Origin of the sequence: Citrobacter sp. Cpo040, from assembly GCF_030332915.1 — a bacterium.
In the GTDB taxonomy this organism is placed as follows: Bacteria; Pseudomonadota; Gammaproteobacteria; order Enterobacterales; family Enterobacteriaceae; genus Citrobacter; species Citrobacter portucalensis.
The window spans coordinates 86,881-105,265 of the sequence record NZ_JAOWGX010000035.1 but is presented as its reverse complement, the minus strand read 5'-3'; the positions used below and the strand labels follow the sequence as shown (position 1 = coordinate 105,265).

Here is an 18,385-nt window from a genome sequence, read left to right as displayed (position 1 = left end):
GATTGCCCGGTGGCGCTAGCGCTTACCGGGCCTACAAACGAGCACATATCAACACCGTAGGCCGGGTAAGGCGAAGCCGACACCCGGCGTAAAGTGAGTGCGTTACCCCTTCATCCACATCCGCACGCCGTCGAGGAACATCTGGGTTGCCATCATCACCAGAATCAGCCCCATCAGGCGCTCCAGCGCGTTAACCCCTTTCTCTCCCAGCAGACGTAAAAACAGCGAAGACTGCAGCAAAATCACGAATGTACCGCCCCAGGCGATCAGCAGCGCAATCACCAGATGTCCCATCTGATTTGGGTACTGATGCGACAACAGCATTAATGAGGCCAGGATTGTCGGCCCGGCTACTAGCGGAATCGCCAGCGGTACGATAAATGGCTCTTCACCAGCCGGAAGCCCGGTGCTATTCCCGGTAGCGCTGGGGAAAATCATCTTAATGGCGATCAGGAACAAAATGATGCCCCCGGAGATCGATACGGTTTCTGCACGCAGGTTAAGAAATGCCAGAATTTTCTCGCCCGCAAACAGGAATATCAGCATCACCAACAGCGCAATAAACAGCTCGCGAATCATAATCGCGCGGCGACGTTTTGGTTCGGTATGTTTCAATACGGACATGAAAATGGGCAGATTTCCGAGCGGATCCATAATCAGGATCAATAAAACTGCCGCTGAAATGATTTCATTCATAACTCAAATTCCCTGATAATTACCGCGGACTTTCTGCTTGCTTGCGCAGCGGGATAAGTCGCATTACTGATGGCTTCGCTATCATTGATTAATTTCACTTGCGACTTTGGCTGCTTTTTGTATGGTGAAGGATAGGCCAGTAGGATACTGGTTAGCATACACAGCACACATCTCTGCAGGAAAAAACGCTATGAAAAATGTTGGTTTTATCGGCTGGCGCGGTATGGTCGGCTCTGTTCTCATGCAACGCATGGTTGAGGAGCGTGACTTCGACGCCATTCGCCCTGTTTTCTTTTCTACTTCCCAGCTTGGGCAGGCGGCACCGACGTTCGGTGGCACCGCGACCGGCACACTTCAGGACGCTTTTGATCTGGATGCGCTGAAGGCGCTCGATATCATCGTGACCTGTCAGGGCGGCGATTATACCAACGAAATCTATCCAAAGCTTCGTGAAAGCGGTTGGCAGGGTTACTGGATTGACGCAGCCTCTTCGCTGCGTATGAAAGACGATGCCATCATTATTCTCGATCCGGTTAACCAGGATGTCATCACCGACGGCCTGAACAAAGGCATTAAGACCTTTGTCGGCGGCAACTGTACCGTTAGCCTGATGCTGATGTCCCTCGGTGGCCTGTTTGCCAATGACCTGGTTGACTGGGTTTCCGTGGCGACCTATCAGGCGGCTTCCGGCGGCGGCGCGCGCCATATGCGTGAACTGCTGTCTCAGATGGGTCATCTGTATGGCCATGTGGCCGAGGAACTGGCGACCCCTTCCTCTGCTATTCTCGACATCGAACGTAAAGTGACGACCCTGTCCCGCAGCGGCGAACTGCCGGTTGATAACTTTGGCGTACCGCTGGCCGGTAGCCTGATTCCGTGGATCGACAAACAGCTCGATAACGGTCAGAGCCGTGAAGAGTGGAAGGGACAGGCGGAAACCAACAAAATTCTCAACACGTCTTCCGTGATCCCGGTTGATGGTCTATGCGTGCGCGTCGGTGCGCTGCGCTGCCACAGCCAGGCGTTCACCATTAAACTGAAAAAAGATGTGTCTATTCCGACCGTGGAAGAACTGCTGGCGGCGCACAATCCGTGGGCCAAAGTTGTACCAAACGATCGGGATATCACCATGCGTGAGTTAACCCCGGCGGCCGTTACCGGCACGCTGACCACGCCAGTAGGCCGTCTGCGTAAGCTGAACATGGGACCGGAGTTCCTGTCAGCCTTTACCGTGGGCGACCAGTTGCTGTGGGGTGCTGCGGAGCCATTGCGCCGTATGCTGCGCCAATTGGCGTAATAGTTTGTTAACGATCAAGGGGTGAGGAATCACCCCTTTTTTTGCGTAATACAGGAGTAAGCGCAGATGTTTCATTTTTTACCAGGAGTAAGATAAAGCATTGGCTATTCTTTAAGGGTGACTTAGTACCGGAGGTATTAAGTTGTTGCCTGAAGGTGGGACGACGCAGAGAGGATGCACAATTGTGCTGCGCCGTTCAGGTCAAAAAAAGTGTCACTACCTGATGTCGAAAATCAGTTGGAAGGGGTGACGCCATAAAACAGGATGACAACCATGTCCGTTCGTATCGATAGAGACGTGATTAATGCGCTAATTGCAGGCCATTTTGCGGATCCTTTTTCCGTACTCGGTATGCACCAAACTGATGCTGGACTTGAAGTCCGCGCCCTATTACCTGACGCCACCGAAGTGTGGGTGATCGAACCCAAAACCGGACGCAAAGTCGGCAAGCTGGATTGCCTCGACTCTCGCGGTTTTTTCTGTGCAGTACTTCCCCGCCGTAAAAATTTCTTTCGCTATCAGTTGGCCGTTGTCTGGCATGGACAGCAGAATCTGATTGATGACCCTTATCGTTTTGGCCCGCTGATCCAGGATATGGATGCCTGGCTGTTATCTGAAGGTACGCACCTGCGACCTTACGAAACGCTGGGTGCGCATGCGGATACCATGGATGGCGTAACCGGTACGCGCTTCTCAGTCTGGGCACCTAACGCTCAACGCGTATCAGTGGTTGGGCAGTTCAACTACTGGGATGGTCGTCGCCACCCGATGCGCCTGCGCAAAGAAAGCGGTATTTGGGAGCTGTTTATCCCCGGTGCGCAGCATGGTCAACTGTATAAATACGAGATGATCGATGCCAACGGTAAGCTGCGAATCAAAGCGGACCCTTACGCCTTCGAAGCGCAAATGCGTCCGGAAACCGCGTCGCTTATCTGTGGTCTGCCGGAAAAAGTAGTGCAAAGCGAGGCGCGCAAAAAAGCCAACCAGTTTGATGCACCGATCTCTATCTATGAAGTTCACCTGGGGTCATGGCGTCGTCATACCGATAACAACTTCTGGCTGAGCTACCGCGAGCTGGCGGATCAGTTGGTGCCGTACGCCAAATGGATGGGCTTTACCCACCTCGAACTGTTGCCGATTAACGAGCATCCGTTCGACGGTAGCTGGGGCTACCAGCCTACCGGCATGTATGCGCCGACCCGTCGCTTCGGGACGCGCGATGATTTCCGCTATTTCGTGAATGCCGCGCATCAGGCGGGGCTGAACGTTATTCTCGACTGGGTGCCGGGCCACTTCCCATCGGACGACTTTGGTTTGGCTGAGTTTGATGGCACCAACCTGTATGAACACAGCGACCCGCGCGAAGGATATCACCAGGACTGGAACACGCTGATCTACAACTATGGTCGCCGTGAAGTCAGCAACTACCTGGTGGGCAACGCCCTGTACTGGATTGAACGCTTTGGTATTGACGCGCTGCGCGTGGATGCCGTGGCGTCGATGATTTATCGCGACTACAGCCGCAAAGAAGGGGAATGGATCCCAAACGAATTTGGTGGTCGTGAAAACCTCGAAGCCATTGAATTTTTGCGCAATACCAACCGCATTCTTGGCGAGCAGGTGCCTGGTGCGGTGAGCATGGCGGAAGAGTCGACCGACTTTGCCGGCGTTTCAAGACCACAGGATATGGGCGGTTTAGGGTTCTGGTATAAGTGGAACCTCGGCTGGATGCACGACACGCTGGACTACATGAAGCTGGACCCGATTCATCGTCAGTACCATCACGACAAGCTGACCTTCGGCATGCTGTACAACTACACCGAAAACTTTGTCCTGCCGCTGTCGCATGATGAAGTGGTACACGGTAAAAAATCCATTCTCGATCGCATGCCGGGAGATGCATGGCAGAAGTTTGCCAACCTGCGCGCCTACTACGGCTGGATGTGGGCCTTCCCGGGCAAAAAACTGCTGTTTATGGGCAACGAGTTTGCGCAGGGACGTGAATGGAACCATGACGCCAGCCTCGACTGGCACCTGCTGGAAGGTGGCGATAACTGGCACCACGGCGTACAGCGTCTGGTGCGCGATTTGAACCACACCTACCGTCATCACAAAGCGCTGCACGAGCTCGACTTTGACGCCTATGGTTTTGAATGGCTGGTGGTGGATGACAACGAACGTTCGGTGCTGGCTTTCGTGCGTCGTGACAAGGTCGGCAATGAAATCATCGTGGTCAGTAACTTTACGCCTGTGCCCCGCCACGGCTATCGCTTCGGTATCAATCAGCCAGGCAAATGGCGTGAGATCCTCAATACCGACTCGATGCATTACCACGGTAGCAATACCGGCAACGGCGGTGCGGTGCACAGCGATGAAATCGCCAGCCATGGTCGTCAGCACTCACTGAGCCTCACGTTACCGCCGTTGGCAACGATCTGGCTGGTTCGGGAGGGGTAATGACGCAACTGGCAACCGGCAACGCCACCCCCCATGGTGCAACGTATGACGGCCATGGTGTCAATTTCACACTCTTCTCGGCCCACGCTGAACGCGTTGAATTATGCGTATTCGATGAGCAAGGGTGCGAACTTCGCTATGACCTGCCGGGGCGTAGCGGTGATGTCTGGCACGGCTATCTGGCCAACGCACGGCCCGGTCTGCGCTATGGCTATCGTGTTCATGGCCCATGGCAACCGCAGCAGGGCCACCGGTTTAATCCGGCCAAGCTGCTGCTTGACCCTTGCGCCCGTCGGGTGGATGGCGAGTTAAAAGATAACCCGCTGCTGCACGGTGGGCTAAATGAACCGGATCATCATGATAATGCCACCATCGCGCTGAAGGGCGTGGTGGTGTCCGATCATTATGACTGGGAGGATGATGCCCCGCCGCGCACGCCGTGGGGCAATACCGTGATTTACGAAGCGCATGTCAAAGGGTTGACGTTTTTGCATCCAGACCTGCCGGAAGAGATTCGCGGAACCTACAAAGCGCTGGGCCATCCAGTGATGATCGATTACTTCAAGCGCCTCGGCATTACCGCGCTGGAGCTGCTGCCGGTGGCACATTTTGCCAGCGAACCACGGCTTCAGCGGCTGGGGCTGTCGAACTATTGGGGCTACAACCCGGTAGCGATGTTTGCGCTGCATCCGGCCTATGCCTGTTCGCCGGAGAGTGCGCTTGATGAGTTTCGCGACGCGGTAAAAGCGCTGCACAAAGCGGGGATTGAGGTCATTCTCGATATCGTTTTGAACCACAGCGCTGAGCTGGATCTCGAAGGCCCCGTCTTCTCGCTGCGCGGAATTGATAACCGTAGCTATTATTGGATCAGGGACGATGGTGATTACTACAACTGGACCGGTTGTGGGAACACCCTCAATCTGAGCCATCCAGGCGTTGTGGAATACGCATGTGAATGCCTGCGGTACTGGGTTGAAACCTGCCATGTGGATGGTTTTCGTTTTGATTTGGCTTCCGTCATGGGGCGTACACCTGCGTTTCGTCAGGATGCGCCACTGTTTACCGCGATCCAAAACTGTCCGCTGCTCTCACGCGTTAAGCTGATTGCGGAACCGTGGGATATTGGTGAAGGCGGGTATCAGGTGGGGAATTTTCCCCCGCCGTTTGCCGAGTGGAATGACCATTTCCGCGATGCGACCCGACGCTTCTGGCTCCAGCGTAATCTCTCGTTGGGTGAGTTTGCCGGACGTTTTGCCGCATCCAGCGACGTGTTTAAACGCGATGGTCGCAAACCCAGCGCGACGGTCAATCTGGTGACTGCGCACGACGGTTTTACGCTACGCGACTGTGTGTGCTTCACAAATAAGCACAATGAAGCGAATGGTGAGGAAAATCGCGACGGCACTAGCAATAACTACAGCGACAATCATGGTAAAGAAGGATTAGGCGGCACGCTGGACCTGATTGAGCGGCGGCGCGACAGCATTCATGCGCTGTTATCCACGCTGTTGCTCTCCCAGGGGACGCCGATGTTGCTGGCGGGCGATGAGCATGGTCATAGCCAGCACGGCAACAATAACGCTTACTGCCAGGATAACGCCCTGACCTGGCTGGACTGGCAGCAGGCAAACAGCGGACTAACCACATTTACAGCTGCCCTGATCCATCTTCGCCAGCAAATTCCTGCACTAACGGGTGATCGCTGGTGGGAAGAGGGCGATGGCAATGTTCGTTGGCTGAATAAGTACGCACAACCCTTAAGTGCGGATGAGTGGCAAAACGGCCCGAGGCAGATGCAAATCCTGCTTTCAGACCGTTTTCTGATTGCAATAAATGCCACGCTTGAGGTGACAGATATCGTTTTACCTGAAGGGGAATGGTGCGCCGTTCCCCCATTTGCCGGAGAGGATAATCCGGTGCTTACGGCTGTCTGGCAGGGACCTGCGCACGGACTGTGTGTGTTCCAGAGAAGATAAAAAAGGAGTTAGTCATGGTGAGTTTAGAGAAGAACGATCGTGTAATGTTGGCGCGCCAGCTGCCATTAAAATCTGTTGCCCTGATCCTGGCCGGTGGCCGCGGTACCCGCTTAAAAGATTTAACCAACAAACGTGCCAAACCTGCTGTGCACTTTGGCGGTAAGTTCCGCATTATCGATTTTGCCTTATCCAACTGTATTAACTCCGGGATCCGCCGTATTGGCGTGATCACCCAGTACCAGTCCCACACGCTGGTGCAGCATATTCAGCGCGGCTGGTCGTTCTTTAGCGAAGAGATGAACGAGTTTGTCGATCTGCTGCCTGCCCAGCAGAGAATGCAGGGTGAAAACTGGTATCGCGGTACGGCGGATGCGGTGACCCAAAACCTGGACATCATTCGACGCTATAAAGCGGAATATGTGGTGATCCTCGCGGGCGATCATATCTACAAGCAGGACTACTCACGCATGCTGATCGACCACGTCGAGAAAGGCGCGCGTTGCACCGTGGCCTGTATGCCAGTGCCTATTGAAGAGGCCAGCGCGTTTGGCGTAATGGACGTGGATGACACCGATAAAATTATCGAGTTCGTTGAAAAACCCGCCAACCCGCCAGCCATGCCAGGCGACCCGACCAAATCTCTTGCCAGTATGGGGATCTACGTTTTCAACGCCGATTATCTGTATGAATTGCTGGCGGAAGATGACCTCGATGAAAACTCCAGTCACGATTTCGGTAAAGACATTATCCCGAAAATCACCGAAGCTGGCATGGCGTATGCACATCCATTCCCGTTGTCCTGCGTGCAGTCTGACCCGGAATCCGAGCCGTACTGGCGTGACGTGGGTACGCTGGAAGCCTACTGGAAGGCGAACCTCGATCTGGCTTCGGTGACGCCTGAACTGGACATGTACGACCAGGATTGGCCAATCCGTACGCACATGGAATCGCTGCCACCGGCGAAATTTGTTCAGGACCGTTCCGGCAGCCACGGAATGACGCTGAACTCGCTGGTTTCTGGCGGATGCATAATTTCAGGTTCGGTGGTGGTGCAGTCCGTTCTGTTCCCGCGAGTGCGGGTGAATTCATTCTGTAACATTGATTCGGCAGTGTTGTTACCTGAAGTGTGGGTGGGACGTTCGTGCCGCTTACGTCGTTGCATTATCGACCGCGCCTGCGTTATTCCCGAAGGCATGGTGATTGGTGAAAACGCGGAAGAAGATGCGCGTCGTTTCTACCGTTCAGAGGAAGGTATTGTGCTGGTCACGCGTGAAATGCTACGCAAACTGCAGATCAAACAGGAGCGATAATGCAGGTTTTACACGTTTGTTCAGAGATGTTCCCCCTGTTAAAAACCGGGGGACTGGCGGATGTTATTGGGGCGTTACCCGCAGCGCAAATAGCGGACGGCGTGGATGCCCGCGTGCTGCTCCCGGCGTTTCCTGATATTCGTCGCGGCATTCCCGATGCGCAGGTTGTAACGCGTCGGGATACCTTCGCCGGACGTATCACGCTGCTGTTCGGGCATTTCAACGGCGTGGGTATTTACCTGATTGACGCGCCGCATCTCTATGACCGCCCCGGTAGCCCGTATCACGACACTAACCTGTTTGCGTATACCGATAACGTGCAGCGTTTTGCATTGCTGGGCTGGGTTGGCTGTGAAATGGCCTGTGGCCTTGACCCATTCTGGCGCCCGGATGTGGTGCATGCGCACGACTGGCATGCGGGTCTGGCTCCGGCGTATCTGGCGGCGCGCGGCCATCCGGCGAAATCGGTGTTCACCGTCCACAACCTGGCGTATCAAGGCATGTTTTATGCAAAGCATATGGATGACATCCAATTGCCATGGTCGTTCTTTAATGTGCACGGACTGGAGTTTAACGGGCAGATTTCGTTTCTGAAGGCAGGGTTGTACTACGCCGACCACATTACGGCGGTCAGTCCGACCTACGCGCGGGAAATTACCGAGCCGCAGTTTGCCTACGGGATGGAAGGTCTGTTGCAGCAGCGTCATCGCGAAGGGCGTCTTTCCGGCGTGCTGAACGGCGTTGATGAAAAAATCTGGAGCCCGGAAACCGATCTCCTGCTGGCATCGCGATATACGCGCGACACGCTGGAGGAGAAGGCAGAAAACAAACGTCAGCTTCAGATAGCGATGGGACTTAAGGTCAACGATAAAGTACCGCTGTTTGCCGTGGTGAGCCGTCTGACCAGTCAAAAAGGGCTGGATCTGGTGCTGGAAGCGCTGCCGGGGTTGTTAGAGCAGGGTGGACAGCTGGCATTGCTAGGCGCGGGCGATCCGGTATTACAGGAAGGATTCCTCGCCGCAGCGGCGGAACATCCAGGACAGGTGGGTGTGCAGATCGGCTATCACGAAGCCTTCTCGCACCGCATCATGGGTGGGGCCGATGTGATATTGGTTCCCAGCCGTTTTGAGCCGTGTGGCTTAACGCAGTTGTATGGACTGAAGTACGGCACGCTGCCGCTGGTGCGGCGCACCGGTGGGCTGGCTGATACAGTCTCTGACAGTTCGCTGGAAAATCTGGCGGACGGTATCGCCAGTGGGTTTGTATTTGAAGATAGTAATGCCTGGTCGCTGTTACGCGCGATCCGGCGTGCTTTCGTATTGTGGTCCCGGCCTTCGCTTTGGCGGTTTGTACAACGTCAGGCCATGACCATGGATTTTAGCTGGCAAGTCGCGGCGAAGTCATACCGTGAGCTTTACTATCGCTTGAAATAGATATCCAGGAATCACCTATATGAATGCTCCATTTACTTATGCATCGCCCACACTCAGCGTAGAGGCACTTAAGCATTCTATTGCCTATAAGCTGATGTTCACGATTGGTAAGGACCCGGTCATTGCCAATAAACATGAGTGGCTGAACGCCACGTTGTTCGCGGTGCGCGACCGTCTCGTGGAGCGCTGGCTGCGTTCTAACCGTGCGCAATTATCTCAGGAAACTCGTCAGGTCTATTACTTGTCTATGGAGTTTCTGATTGGCCGCACGCTTTCCAATGCACTGTTATCGCTGGGCATTTATGACGATGTCAAAAATGCGCTGGAAGGTATGGGGTTGGATCTTGAAGATCTGATCGACGAAGAAAACGACCCGGGTCTTGGCAATGGCGGTCTCGGGCGCCTGGCGGCCTGCTTCCTGGACTCTCTGGCAACGCTGGGATTGCCGGGACGCGGTTACGGTATTCGTTATGACTACGGTATGTTCAAGCAGAACATTGTTGATGGCCGCCAGAAAGAGTCGCCGGACTACTGGCTGGAATACGGTAACCCGTGGGAATTCAAACGCCACAACACGCGCTACAAAGTGCGTTTTGGCGGGCGTATTCAGCAGGAAGGTAAGAAAACGCGCTGGATAGAAACCGAAGAGATCCTCGCGGTCGCCTACGACCAGATTATCCCCGGCTACGACACCGACGCCACCAACACGCTGCGTCTGTGGAATGCCCAGGCCAGTAGCGAGATTAATCTCGGTAAATTTAACCAGGGCGACTACTTTGCGGCTGTGGAAGATAAAAACCACTCCGAGAACGTCTCCCGCGTACTGTACCCGGACGACTCCACCTATTCAGGACGCGAGCTGCGGTTGCGCCAGGAGTATTTCCTGGTCTCCTCTACGGTGCAGGACATCCTGAACCGTCATTATCAGCTGCACAAAACCTACGACAATCTGGCGGATAAAATCGCCATTCACCTCAACGATACCCATCCGGTGCTGTCGATCCCTGAGCTGATGCGCTTGCTGATCGATGAGCATAAGTTCAGTTGGGACGATGCGTTTGAGGTCTGCTGCCAGGTCTTCTCGTATACCAACCACACCTTGATGAGCGAAGCGCTGGAGACCTGGCCTGTCGATATGCTGGGCAAAATTTTGCCGCGCCATCTGCAAATCATCTTTGAAATCAACGACTACTTCCTGAAGACGTTGCAGGAACAGTATCCAAACGATACTGCTCTGCTGGGGCGGACGTCGATTATCGATGAATCTAACGGCCGTCGTGTGCGTATGGCATGGCTGGCGGTGGTAGTGAGCCACAAGGTTAACGGCGTTTCCGAGCTGCACTCCAACCTGATGGTGCAGTCGCTGTTTGCTGATTTTGCGAAGATTTTCCCGACTCGTTTTTGCAACGTCACCAACGGCGTGACGCCGCGCCGCTGGCTGGCGCTGGCTAACCCGTCGCTCTCTGAAGTGCTGGATGAGAACATTGGTCGCACCTGGCGAACCGATCTCAGCCAGCTCAGCGAGCTTGAGCAGCACTGCGATTACCCACTGGTAAATCAGGCTGTGCGCCGCGCGAAGCTGGAGAATAAAAAGCGTCTGGCCACGCTCATCGCCCAGCAACTGAACGTGGTGGTGAACCCGAAATCGCTGTTTGATGTGCAGATCAAGCGTATTCACGAATACAAACGCCAGTTGATGAACGTGCTGCATGTGATCACCCGCTACAACCGCATTAAGGCCGATCCTGACGCTGAGTGGGTGCCGCGTGTGAATATCTTCGCCGGTAAAGCGGCTTCTGCTTATTACATGGCGAAACACATCATTCACCTGATCAACGACGTCGCGAAAGTGATCAACAACGATCCGCAAATTGGCGACAAGCTGAAAGTGGTGTTTATCCCCAACTACAGCGTCAGCCTGGCGCAGGTGATTATTCCTGCTGCCGACCTTTCTGAACAGATTTCTCTGGCCGGGACCGAAGCCTCCGGTACCAGTAATATGAAATTTGCTCTTAACGGTGCGCTGACCATCGGTACGCTGGACGGCGCCAACGTTGAGATGCTGGAGCATGTGGGCGCAGAAAATATCTTTATCTTTGGTAATACGGCGGAAGAGGTCGAGGCTTTACGCAGCCAGGGCTACAAGCCGCGTGAGTATTACGAGAAAGACGAAGAGCTGCACCAGGTGCTGACGCAGATCGGCAGCGGCGTATTCAGCCCTGAGGAGCCGGGACGCTATCGCGACCTGGTGGATTCGCTGATTAACTTTGGCGACCACTATCAGGTTCTGGCGGATTATCGCAGCTACGTTGATTGCCAGGATAAGGTTGATGAACTGTATCGTCACCCGGAAGAGTGGACCACCAAGTCGATGATTAATATCGCCAACATGGGGTACTTCTCGTCGGACAGGACGATCAAAGAGTACGCCGAAAACATCTGGCATATCGATTCGGTGCGGTTGTAACACACGATGCCGGGGGCGCTTCGCTTGCCCGGCCTACGTTTATGCACTCTTGTAGGCCGGATAAGGCGCTAGCCGCATCCGGCATTTTTATCAGGACGCCAGCGACAGCTGGTGTTTTTCAATGTACTCCGCCAGCCACTGGGTCATACGCGACTGCTGCTCAGCGTTCAGCCACATACCTTCTTTCGTGCGACGCCACAACGCATCTTCCGCACGACGAACCCATTCGTGATCGACCAGATATTTCAGCTCGGCCTCATAAAACTCATGGCCAAAGTCTTCACCTAACTCGGCAAGCGAGGTGGCTTCGCCGATAATCCATTCGGTGTTGCTGCCGTAGGTGCGGGAATAATGACGTGCCAGCGACTCGGTCAGGAACGGGTAGCGACGGCGTAGTTTGGCCGCGTAGTCTTCGCGATCGCCGCCAATGTCACCACCTGGCAGAATGCACTCTTTCGTCCACGCCGGACCAATACCCTGGTAGTACGATGCCAGTTTTTCCATCGCGTGCTCAGCCAGCTTACGATAGGTGGTCAGCTTACCGCCAAAGACCGACAGCAACGGCGCTTTGCCGTTTTCGTCGTGGATATCCAGCGTGTAATCACGGGTGATCGCCTGCGGTGAGTCAGACTCGTCATCGCACAGCGGACGCACGCCCGAGTAAGTCCAGACGATATCATCACGGCCCAGCTGCTTCTTAAAGTGTGCGTTGTAGACCTTCAGCAGGTAATTGATCTCGCTCTCATCAATTTTCACCGCTTTCGGATCGCCTTTGTATTCAACGTCTGTCGTCCCGATGATCGAGAATTCGTCCATCCATGGGATAACAAACACAATGCGTTTATCTTCGTTTTGCAGAATATAAGCTTGCTTCTGGGTATGTACGCGCGGCACTACGATGTGGCTGCCTTTAATCAGGCGAATGCCGTACGGTGATGGCAGGTGCATACCGTCGTCGAAGAACTCTTTCACCCACGGACCGGTGGCGTTGACCAGGCCACGCGCCTGCCAGGTATATTTTTTGCCGGTATCGATATCTTCAGCTTCAACAATCCACAAACCGTTTTCACGGCGAGCAGAAGTGGCGCGAGTGCGGGTTAATACTTCTCCGCCTTTGCGTACGACCATTTGGGCGTTTGCCAAAACCAGTCGCGCATCGTCTACCCAGCAGTCGGAATATTCGAAACCGCGCACAATCTCAGGTTTCATTACGGAATCCGCGCCAAAACGCAAACCGGTAGAGCTTGGCAAACTGGTGCGTTTGCCCAGATGATCGTACATAAACAAACCAATGCGGATCATCCACGCCGGACGCAGGTGCGGGCGATGGGGCAGGCGAAAGCGCATCGGGAAGGCGATATGCGGTGCCATTTTCAACAGCACTTCACGTTCGGCCAGCGCTTCGCTTACCAGACGAAATTCGTAGTGTTCTAGGTAGCGCAGGCCACCGTGGATGAGTTTGGAGCTAGCGGAAGAGGTGGCGCAGGCTAAATCCTGCGCTTCCAGCATCAGCACGGATAAACCGCGTCCAGCGGCATCTGCCGCGATACCGGCACCGTTGATGCCTCCACCTATCACAATCAGATCTTTGGTTTCCATGCTGGCCTCTCGCACTTTCGTTATAGCTCATTAATGTTCGTTATCGAGCATAATAGCAAAGAATCGCGCCATTGGTAACATCGGATAAACAATTTACAGTGATACATATAACATTATGGCGTTTAACTGCCGTCGGGACGTACACTAAGCAGTAACATGTCTGAAAAGCGTCACCTGCCATATAAAGAAGAGAGAGCAATGGATCAGTTTGAATGTATTAATGTCGAAGAAGCGCATCAGAAGCTGCATCAGGGGAGCGCGGTGTTAGTGGATATCCGTGATCCGCAAAGCTATGCCATGGGTCATGCCCCGCAGGCGTTTCATCTGACGAACGACACGCTGGGGTCATTTATGCGCGAGCATGATTTCGACACCGCCGTGTTGGTGATGTGTTATCACGGCAACAGCAGTAAAGGTGCGGCGCAATATCTTCTTCAGCAGGGTTATGACGCGGTTTACAGCGTTGACGGCGGCTTCGACGCCTGGCATCGACATTTTCCGGCAGAAGTGGCATACGGTTCGTAAGCTAACAAAGATGCAGCCTGAAACGGGTAGGATATATATACTGTCCTCTTTTGTGTGGATGAAGCGACAGCAACCATGTTGATGATTACCTCTTTTGCTAACCCCCGCGTGGCGCAGGCATTTGTTGATTATATGGCGACACAGGGCGTTATCCTGACGATTCAACAACATCAGCAAACGGATGTCTGGTTGGCGGATGAGTCCCAGGCCGAGCGCGTGCATGCTGAACTGGCGAGATTTCTGGAGAATCCGGGCGATCCGCGCTACCTCGCGGCAAGCTGGCAGTCGGGTCAGACCGACAGCGGTCTGCACTACCAGCGTTATCCGTTCCTGGCCACATTGCGCGAACGCGCAGGCCCGGTAACCTGGTTGGTGATGGCCGCGTGTGTGCTGGTGTTTATCGCGATGAACGTGCTGGGCGACCAGGCGGTGATGCTCTGGCTGGCATGGCCGTTTGACCCTTCGCTGAAATTTGAATTCTGGCGTTATTTCACCCACGCTTTTATGCACTTCTCGCTGATGCATATTCTGTTCAACCTGTTGTGGTGGTGGTATCTCGGCGGTGCGGTTGAAAAGCGTCTGGGCAGTGGAAAACTGATTGTTATTACCGTGATCAGCGCCCTGTTGAGCGGCTATGTTCAGCAGAAATTTAGCGGCCCGTGGTTTGGTGGACTGTCTGGCGTGGTATATGCGCTGATGGGCTACGTGTGGTTGCGTGGCGAGCGCGATCCGCAAAGCGGTATTTTCCTGCAGCGTGGTTTGATTATCTTTGCTTTGATCTGGATTGTTGCCGGCTGGTTTGATCTATTCGGCATGTCGATGGCGAATGGTGCTCATATCGCCGGATTGGCCGTGGGTCTGGCAATGGCGTTTGCCGATACGATGAATGTGCGGAAACGAACTTTGTAGGCCGGATAAGCGTTAGCGCATCCGGCAAAATTTCAGGGAACACTAATGAAGCAAACACAACGACATGACGCGATCATCGAGCTGGTAAAAAAACAGGGATACGTCAGTACTGAAGAGCTGGTGGAGCATTTCTCCGTCAGCCCGCAGACGATTCGCCGCGATCTTAACGATCTGGCCGATCAGAACATGATTTTGCGCCATCACGGCGGCGCGGCGCTGCCATCCAGCTCGGTCAACACCCCGTGGCATGACCGTAAAGCGACGCAGACGGCGGAAAAAGAGCGCATTGCACGCAAAGTTGCCACGCAGATCCCGAACGGCTCTACGCTGTTTATTGATATCGGCACTACGCCGGAAGCGGTGGCTCACGCGCTGCTCAATCACAGCAATTTACGTATCGTGACCAACAACCTCAATGTGGCGAATACGCTGATGGCGAAAGAGGATTTCCGCATAATCCTCGCCGGTGGCGAACTGCGTAGCCGCGACGGCGGTATTATGGGCGAAGCGACCCTCGACTTCATTTCTCAGTTCCGACTGGACTTCGGCATCTTAGGGATCAGCGGCATCGACAGCGATGGTTCTCTGCTGGAGTTTGATTATCACGAAGTTCGCACCAAACGCGCGATTATTGAGAATTCACGGCATGTGATGCTGGTGGTGGATCACTCGAAATTTGGGCGTAACGCGATGGTGAATATGGGCAGTATCAGCATGGTGGATGCGGTGTATACCGACACGCTGCCGCCCGCTGGCGTGATGCAGGTTATCGCGGACCATCATATTCAGTTAGAGCTGTGCTGAGATAATTGCCTGATAAGCGTAGCGCATCAGGCATTAACTAAACCCCATATCCCATCATCTTCAGCAGCTTCTGCGCATGTTGCACCGCATCCTGACGATGTGCGACGCCAAGTTTTTGGTACAAATTGCGGATGTGCGTCTTGATGGTCGTTGCCGCGACGGCCAGCTCTCCGGCGATCTGCTCGTTGCTGTAGCCCGAATAAATCAGTCCCAGAACCTGCCATTCGCGCTGGGTCAGCGGACTGGTGCGGATAAGCTCCGGCACTTCCGGATGAGTAAGAAGACGCTCAACGAATCCTTCATCGAAGTGGGCGAATTTATGGCGGTGGTGCTGGTTAATCTCGCGCAAAATGCGCTGGGCGCGGTGCTGATCGAGCTCCGGTAAGGTATTGAGCTGAATCAGCTGACGCAGTTGTTGCGCCATGGCCTCGCCTTCAATAACAAAGTGACTGATAAACCCGGTGCGGTTCGCCAGCTGCAGCGCATCGAGTAATACGCGCTGGGCGTCATTTTTGCGCCCTGCTTGCCAGTAGAGCTGATTAAGCAGCAACAGGTTGCGGTTCAGATCGCTCATCAGGCGCAGGTTGCGCGCATTTTCATTCAACTCTTCCAGCACAATCTCAGCCGGTTCAAACTCGCCGAGCAGGATTTGCGCGCGAGCGATGTTGCGCCACTGGCTTTGCAGGAAGTGGTTATTGGCGAATTCTGGTTTCGGCGTGTGGCGCAGCCAGTTGGCGGCCGAGTTTTTGTCGCCCACCATTTGCCAGTAAATCACCCGCACCTTATCGGCGTTGGAGATCCAGTCGCTGTGATAGTGACCGTTACCCAGCAGGTTTTCCAGACGGTTGAGCAGGCTGCGAGCGTTATCGAGATCGCCCCGTGCCAGTGAACACTGAACCAGCAGCGCCAGACACTGTAGCTGTTGCTGCGGCTGGAAAGTGGAAAGCAGTTCAATACCGCTACGGGCAGAAGCTTCTGATTCATCCAGACGCGCCCATGCCCACAGTAGCTGCGCGCGAATACGTACCAGGAATTCGTGCATCGGCAGCTGTTCCAGGTGCTGTTCTTTGATCAGTTGGAACGCTTTTTCCTGAGTTTCCCAGGCGGCCTGTAAAAAGCCCTGGGCAAACAAAATTTCGCTTTGCTGGATAAGGCTCCACAGTGCGTAATGCCAGACGTCATGATGGCGCGCCATTTGCTCGGTTTGCTGCATCAACGCCAGAGAGCGCGTGAGATCGCCCTTACAGTGCAGGACTTCGCCATGCACCGAGGTAGCGACGATCCGGCTATAGAACCAGGCGATGGGTAACTCATCCAGCGCCAGTTTCGCCAGGCGTTCGGCTTCGTCAGGGTTGCCGTCGTTAATCGCTACCTGCGCCCGTAAAGCGTTGAATTCGGCGTGCAGTGTTGGCTCCATGTCGCCTTTCATTTCCTGCTCTGCGCGCGCCAGCAGGGTGTTAACCTCTCCATAGCGGTGCTGGCTTTGCATCAGCCAGGCTTGCAACAGAACCAGACGCGGATTTTCCAGCAGGCTTTCCCACGGCAGGGCTTTCAGCGACTCTTCCAGTAACGTCAGCTCGCTATGGTTAAACAGTCCCCACGCATGATTAAGCAGGATATCGCGTAGCATATGGGCGTCGCCGGCCGCCAGCGCGTGGTGGATAGCTTCGCTGGGGAAGCCTTGCGCCATCCAGCTTTCAGCTGCGGCGCGGTGTATTTCGGGCAGTTCGTTCGCCAGCTCCCATTGGCAGCGCTGGCGTAAAAAGCTGCCAAACAGCGGGTGATAGCTGAACCACTCGCCAACGTCATCCATTCGCTGCAGGAATAACCCCTGGCGCTCAATTTCTTCCAGCCGCATCTGGCCGTTTTCTTCCCCGGTAACGCGGACGATTAGCGCATCGTTCATGGAGCGCAGAATGGCGCTTTTCAGCAGGAAGTGACGGGTGCCGAGGTCGACGCTGTCCAGCACTTCATCAACCAGGTAATCAGATAAATGGCTGGCGTTGATCCCGGCGAGGCGACGTGCCGACTGGTGAGCAGAGTTATTGTTCTGGCGGGCGGAAAGGGCAATCAGTTGTAACGCTGTGGCCCAGCCAGCAACGTCATCACACATCCGGCTGCTTTCAGCCGCTTCAATGGGGGAGGACAAACGTCGGTCGAAAAATTGTTTGGCTTCCTGATGGTTAAAGGCTAACTGTTGGCTGCCTATCTCCAGTAGTTGATCGCGTACCCGCAGGTTAGCAATGCCCAACTGCGGCAGGTTGCGCGACAGCACGACCAGCGTAAGGTTCTCAGGCTGGTGACGCAGGAAAAAACGCATCGCTTCGTGAATAGCCGGATTAGAGATCAGATGATAATCATCCACCACCAGGTAGAGCGGGCGGTGCCACTCGGCCAGTTCGATAAATAGCTGGGCAAACAGTGACGTCAGGCTGGCGTACTGACGTTTTTGCACCATCGCTTCGCTGGTGGTGCAGTGTCCACCGGTTGCCTGTTGGATAGCGGCGATCAGATAACTGGCAAAGCGCTCTTGCTGATTATCGCCCTCATCCAGAGAGTACCAGCCTAAATCATTTTTCCCTGCCGCCCATTGTGAAACCAGCGTCGTTTTTCCATAACCAGCAGGACTTGTTATCAGGGCAAGCCTGAAATTGTTCGCGCCGGAAAGTTTAGCCAACAGGCGCTCACGAACCACCGTATGGTCGAGTCGAACCGGACGACTTAATTTAGACGGAATCAACATAAGTTAGTCACTTCACTGTGTGAAAATAGGGAAGAATGATTTTTTTTGCGCTTCGTAATTAATAGATATAAGGTCGGCCAGATTGGTGTTTTATGCAAGCTAAGCGGACTTTTTGTGTGTCTGATTTTGCACTATGTCACAAATCTATACATCTATTGCAATAAATGCT

At 54.3% G+C, this 18,385-nt stretch carries 12 protein-coding genes; 9 read left to right on the top strand and 3 right to left on the bottom strand.

The genetic code is table 11. The annotated features are described in order from the left end of the window. Positions 1–102: 102 nt before the first annotated feature. Positions 103–696 carry an NAAT family transporter YhgN gene (gene yhgN, locus OGX86_RS13435; RefSeq protein ID WP_003023480.1) on the bottom strand — a complete coding sequence of 198 codons (594 nt, stop codon included), beginning with the start codon at positions 694–696 and terminating at the stop codon, positions 103–105. A 190-nt stretch (positions 697–886) separates the two neighbouring features. Between yhgN and asd the strand changes: the two genes are divergently transcribed. The 6 genes from asd to glgP all read left to right on the top strand — a co-directional run bounded on the left by asd (position 887) and on the right by glgP (position 11,636). Next, positions 887–1,993: an aspartate-semialdehyde dehydrogenase gene (gene asd / locus OGX86_RS13430; protein WP_003827614.1), complete on the top strand. Its 1,107-nt coding sequence runs from the start codon at positions 887–889 to the stop codon at positions 1,991–1,993. A gap of 273 nt (positions 1,994–2,266) precedes the next feature. Next, a complete protein-coding gene (glgB, locus tag OGX86_RS13425; protein ID WP_032945237.1) occupies positions 2,267–4,450 on the top strand; it encodes a 1,4-alpha-glucan branching enzyme in 2,184 nt (727 codons plus the stop codon). Then, entirely contained in the window at positions 4,450–6,426 is a 1,977-nt protein-coding gene (gene glgX / locus OGX86_RS13420) for a glycogen debranching protein GlgX (RefSeq protein WP_286640211.1), read from the top strand. The genes glgB and glgX overlap by 1 nt, the downstream gene beginning before the upstream one ends. A gap of 14 nt (positions 6,427–6,440) precedes the next feature. Next, positions 6,441–7,736, top strand: coding sequence for a glucose-1-phosphate adenylyltransferase (gene glgC / locus OGX86_RS13415; RefSeq protein ID WP_003827621.1), 1,296 nt, complete (start codon positions 6,441–6,443; stop codon positions 7,734–7,736). After that, positions 7,736–9,169 carry a glycogen synthase GlgA gene (gene glgA / locus OGX86_RS13410; RefSeq protein WP_003827622.1) on the top strand — a complete coding sequence of 478 codons (1,434 nt, stop codon included), beginning with the start codon at positions 7,736–7,738 and terminating at the stop codon, positions 9,167–9,169. Before glgC ends, glgA begins: the two co-directional genes overlap by 1 nt. A 19-nt stretch (positions 9,170–9,188) precedes the next feature. Continuing rightward, entirely contained in the window at positions 9,189–11,636 is a 2,448-nt protein-coding gene (glgP, locus tag OGX86_RS13405; protein ID WP_048215392.1) for a glycogen phosphorylase, read from the top strand. 90 nt (positions 11,637–11,726) lie between these two features. Here the strand turns inward: glgP and glpD are convergent, their stop codons facing one another. Next, complete coding sequence (gene glpD / locus OGX86_RS13400) at positions 11,727–13,235, bottom strand: glycerol-3-phosphate dehydrogenase (protein WP_168978681.1); 1,509 nt, start codon at positions 13,233–13,235, stop codon at positions 11,727–11,729. 198 nt (positions 13,236–13,433) lie between these two features. Here glpD and glpE point away from each other — a divergent pair, with 198 nt between their 5' ends. The 3 genes from glpE (at position 13,434) to OGX86_RS13385 (ending at position 15,473) form a co-directional block, all read left to right on the top strand. Beyond that, positions 13,434–13,760 (top strand): thiosulfate sulfurtransferase GlpE, encoded by a 327-nt coding sequence (gene glpE, locus OGX86_RS13395; protein WP_003827629.1) that lies wholly within the window; start codon positions 13,434–13,436, stop codon positions 13,758–13,760. Between the two features lie 75 nt (positions 13,761–13,835). Then, the gene (glpG, locus tag OGX86_RS13390) at positions 13,836–14,669 is read left to right on the top strand and encodes a rhomboid family intramembrane serine protease GlpG (protein ID WP_032945236.1); all 834 of its coding nucleotides are present in this window, start codon (positions 13,836–13,838) and stop codon (positions 14,667–14,669) included. Positions 14,670–14,714: 45 nt separating this feature from the next. After that, positions 14,715–15,473, top strand: a complete 759-nt coding sequence (locus OGX86_RS13385) for a DeoR/GlpR family transcriptional regulator (protein WP_003023499.1) — start codon at positions 14,715–14,717, stop codon at positions 15,471–15,473. Between the two features lie 37 nt (positions 15,474–15,510). On the opposite strand, the gene malT is transcribed toward OGX86_RS13385, so the two are convergent. Next, positions 15,511–18,216 carry an HTH-type transcriptional regulator MalT gene (gene malT, locus OGX86_RS13380; protein WP_032945235.1) on the bottom strand — a complete coding sequence of 902 codons (2,706 nt, stop codon included), beginning with the start codon at positions 18,214–18,216 and terminating at the stop codon, positions 15,511–15,513. Positions 18,217–18,385: the final 169 nt, after the last annotated feature.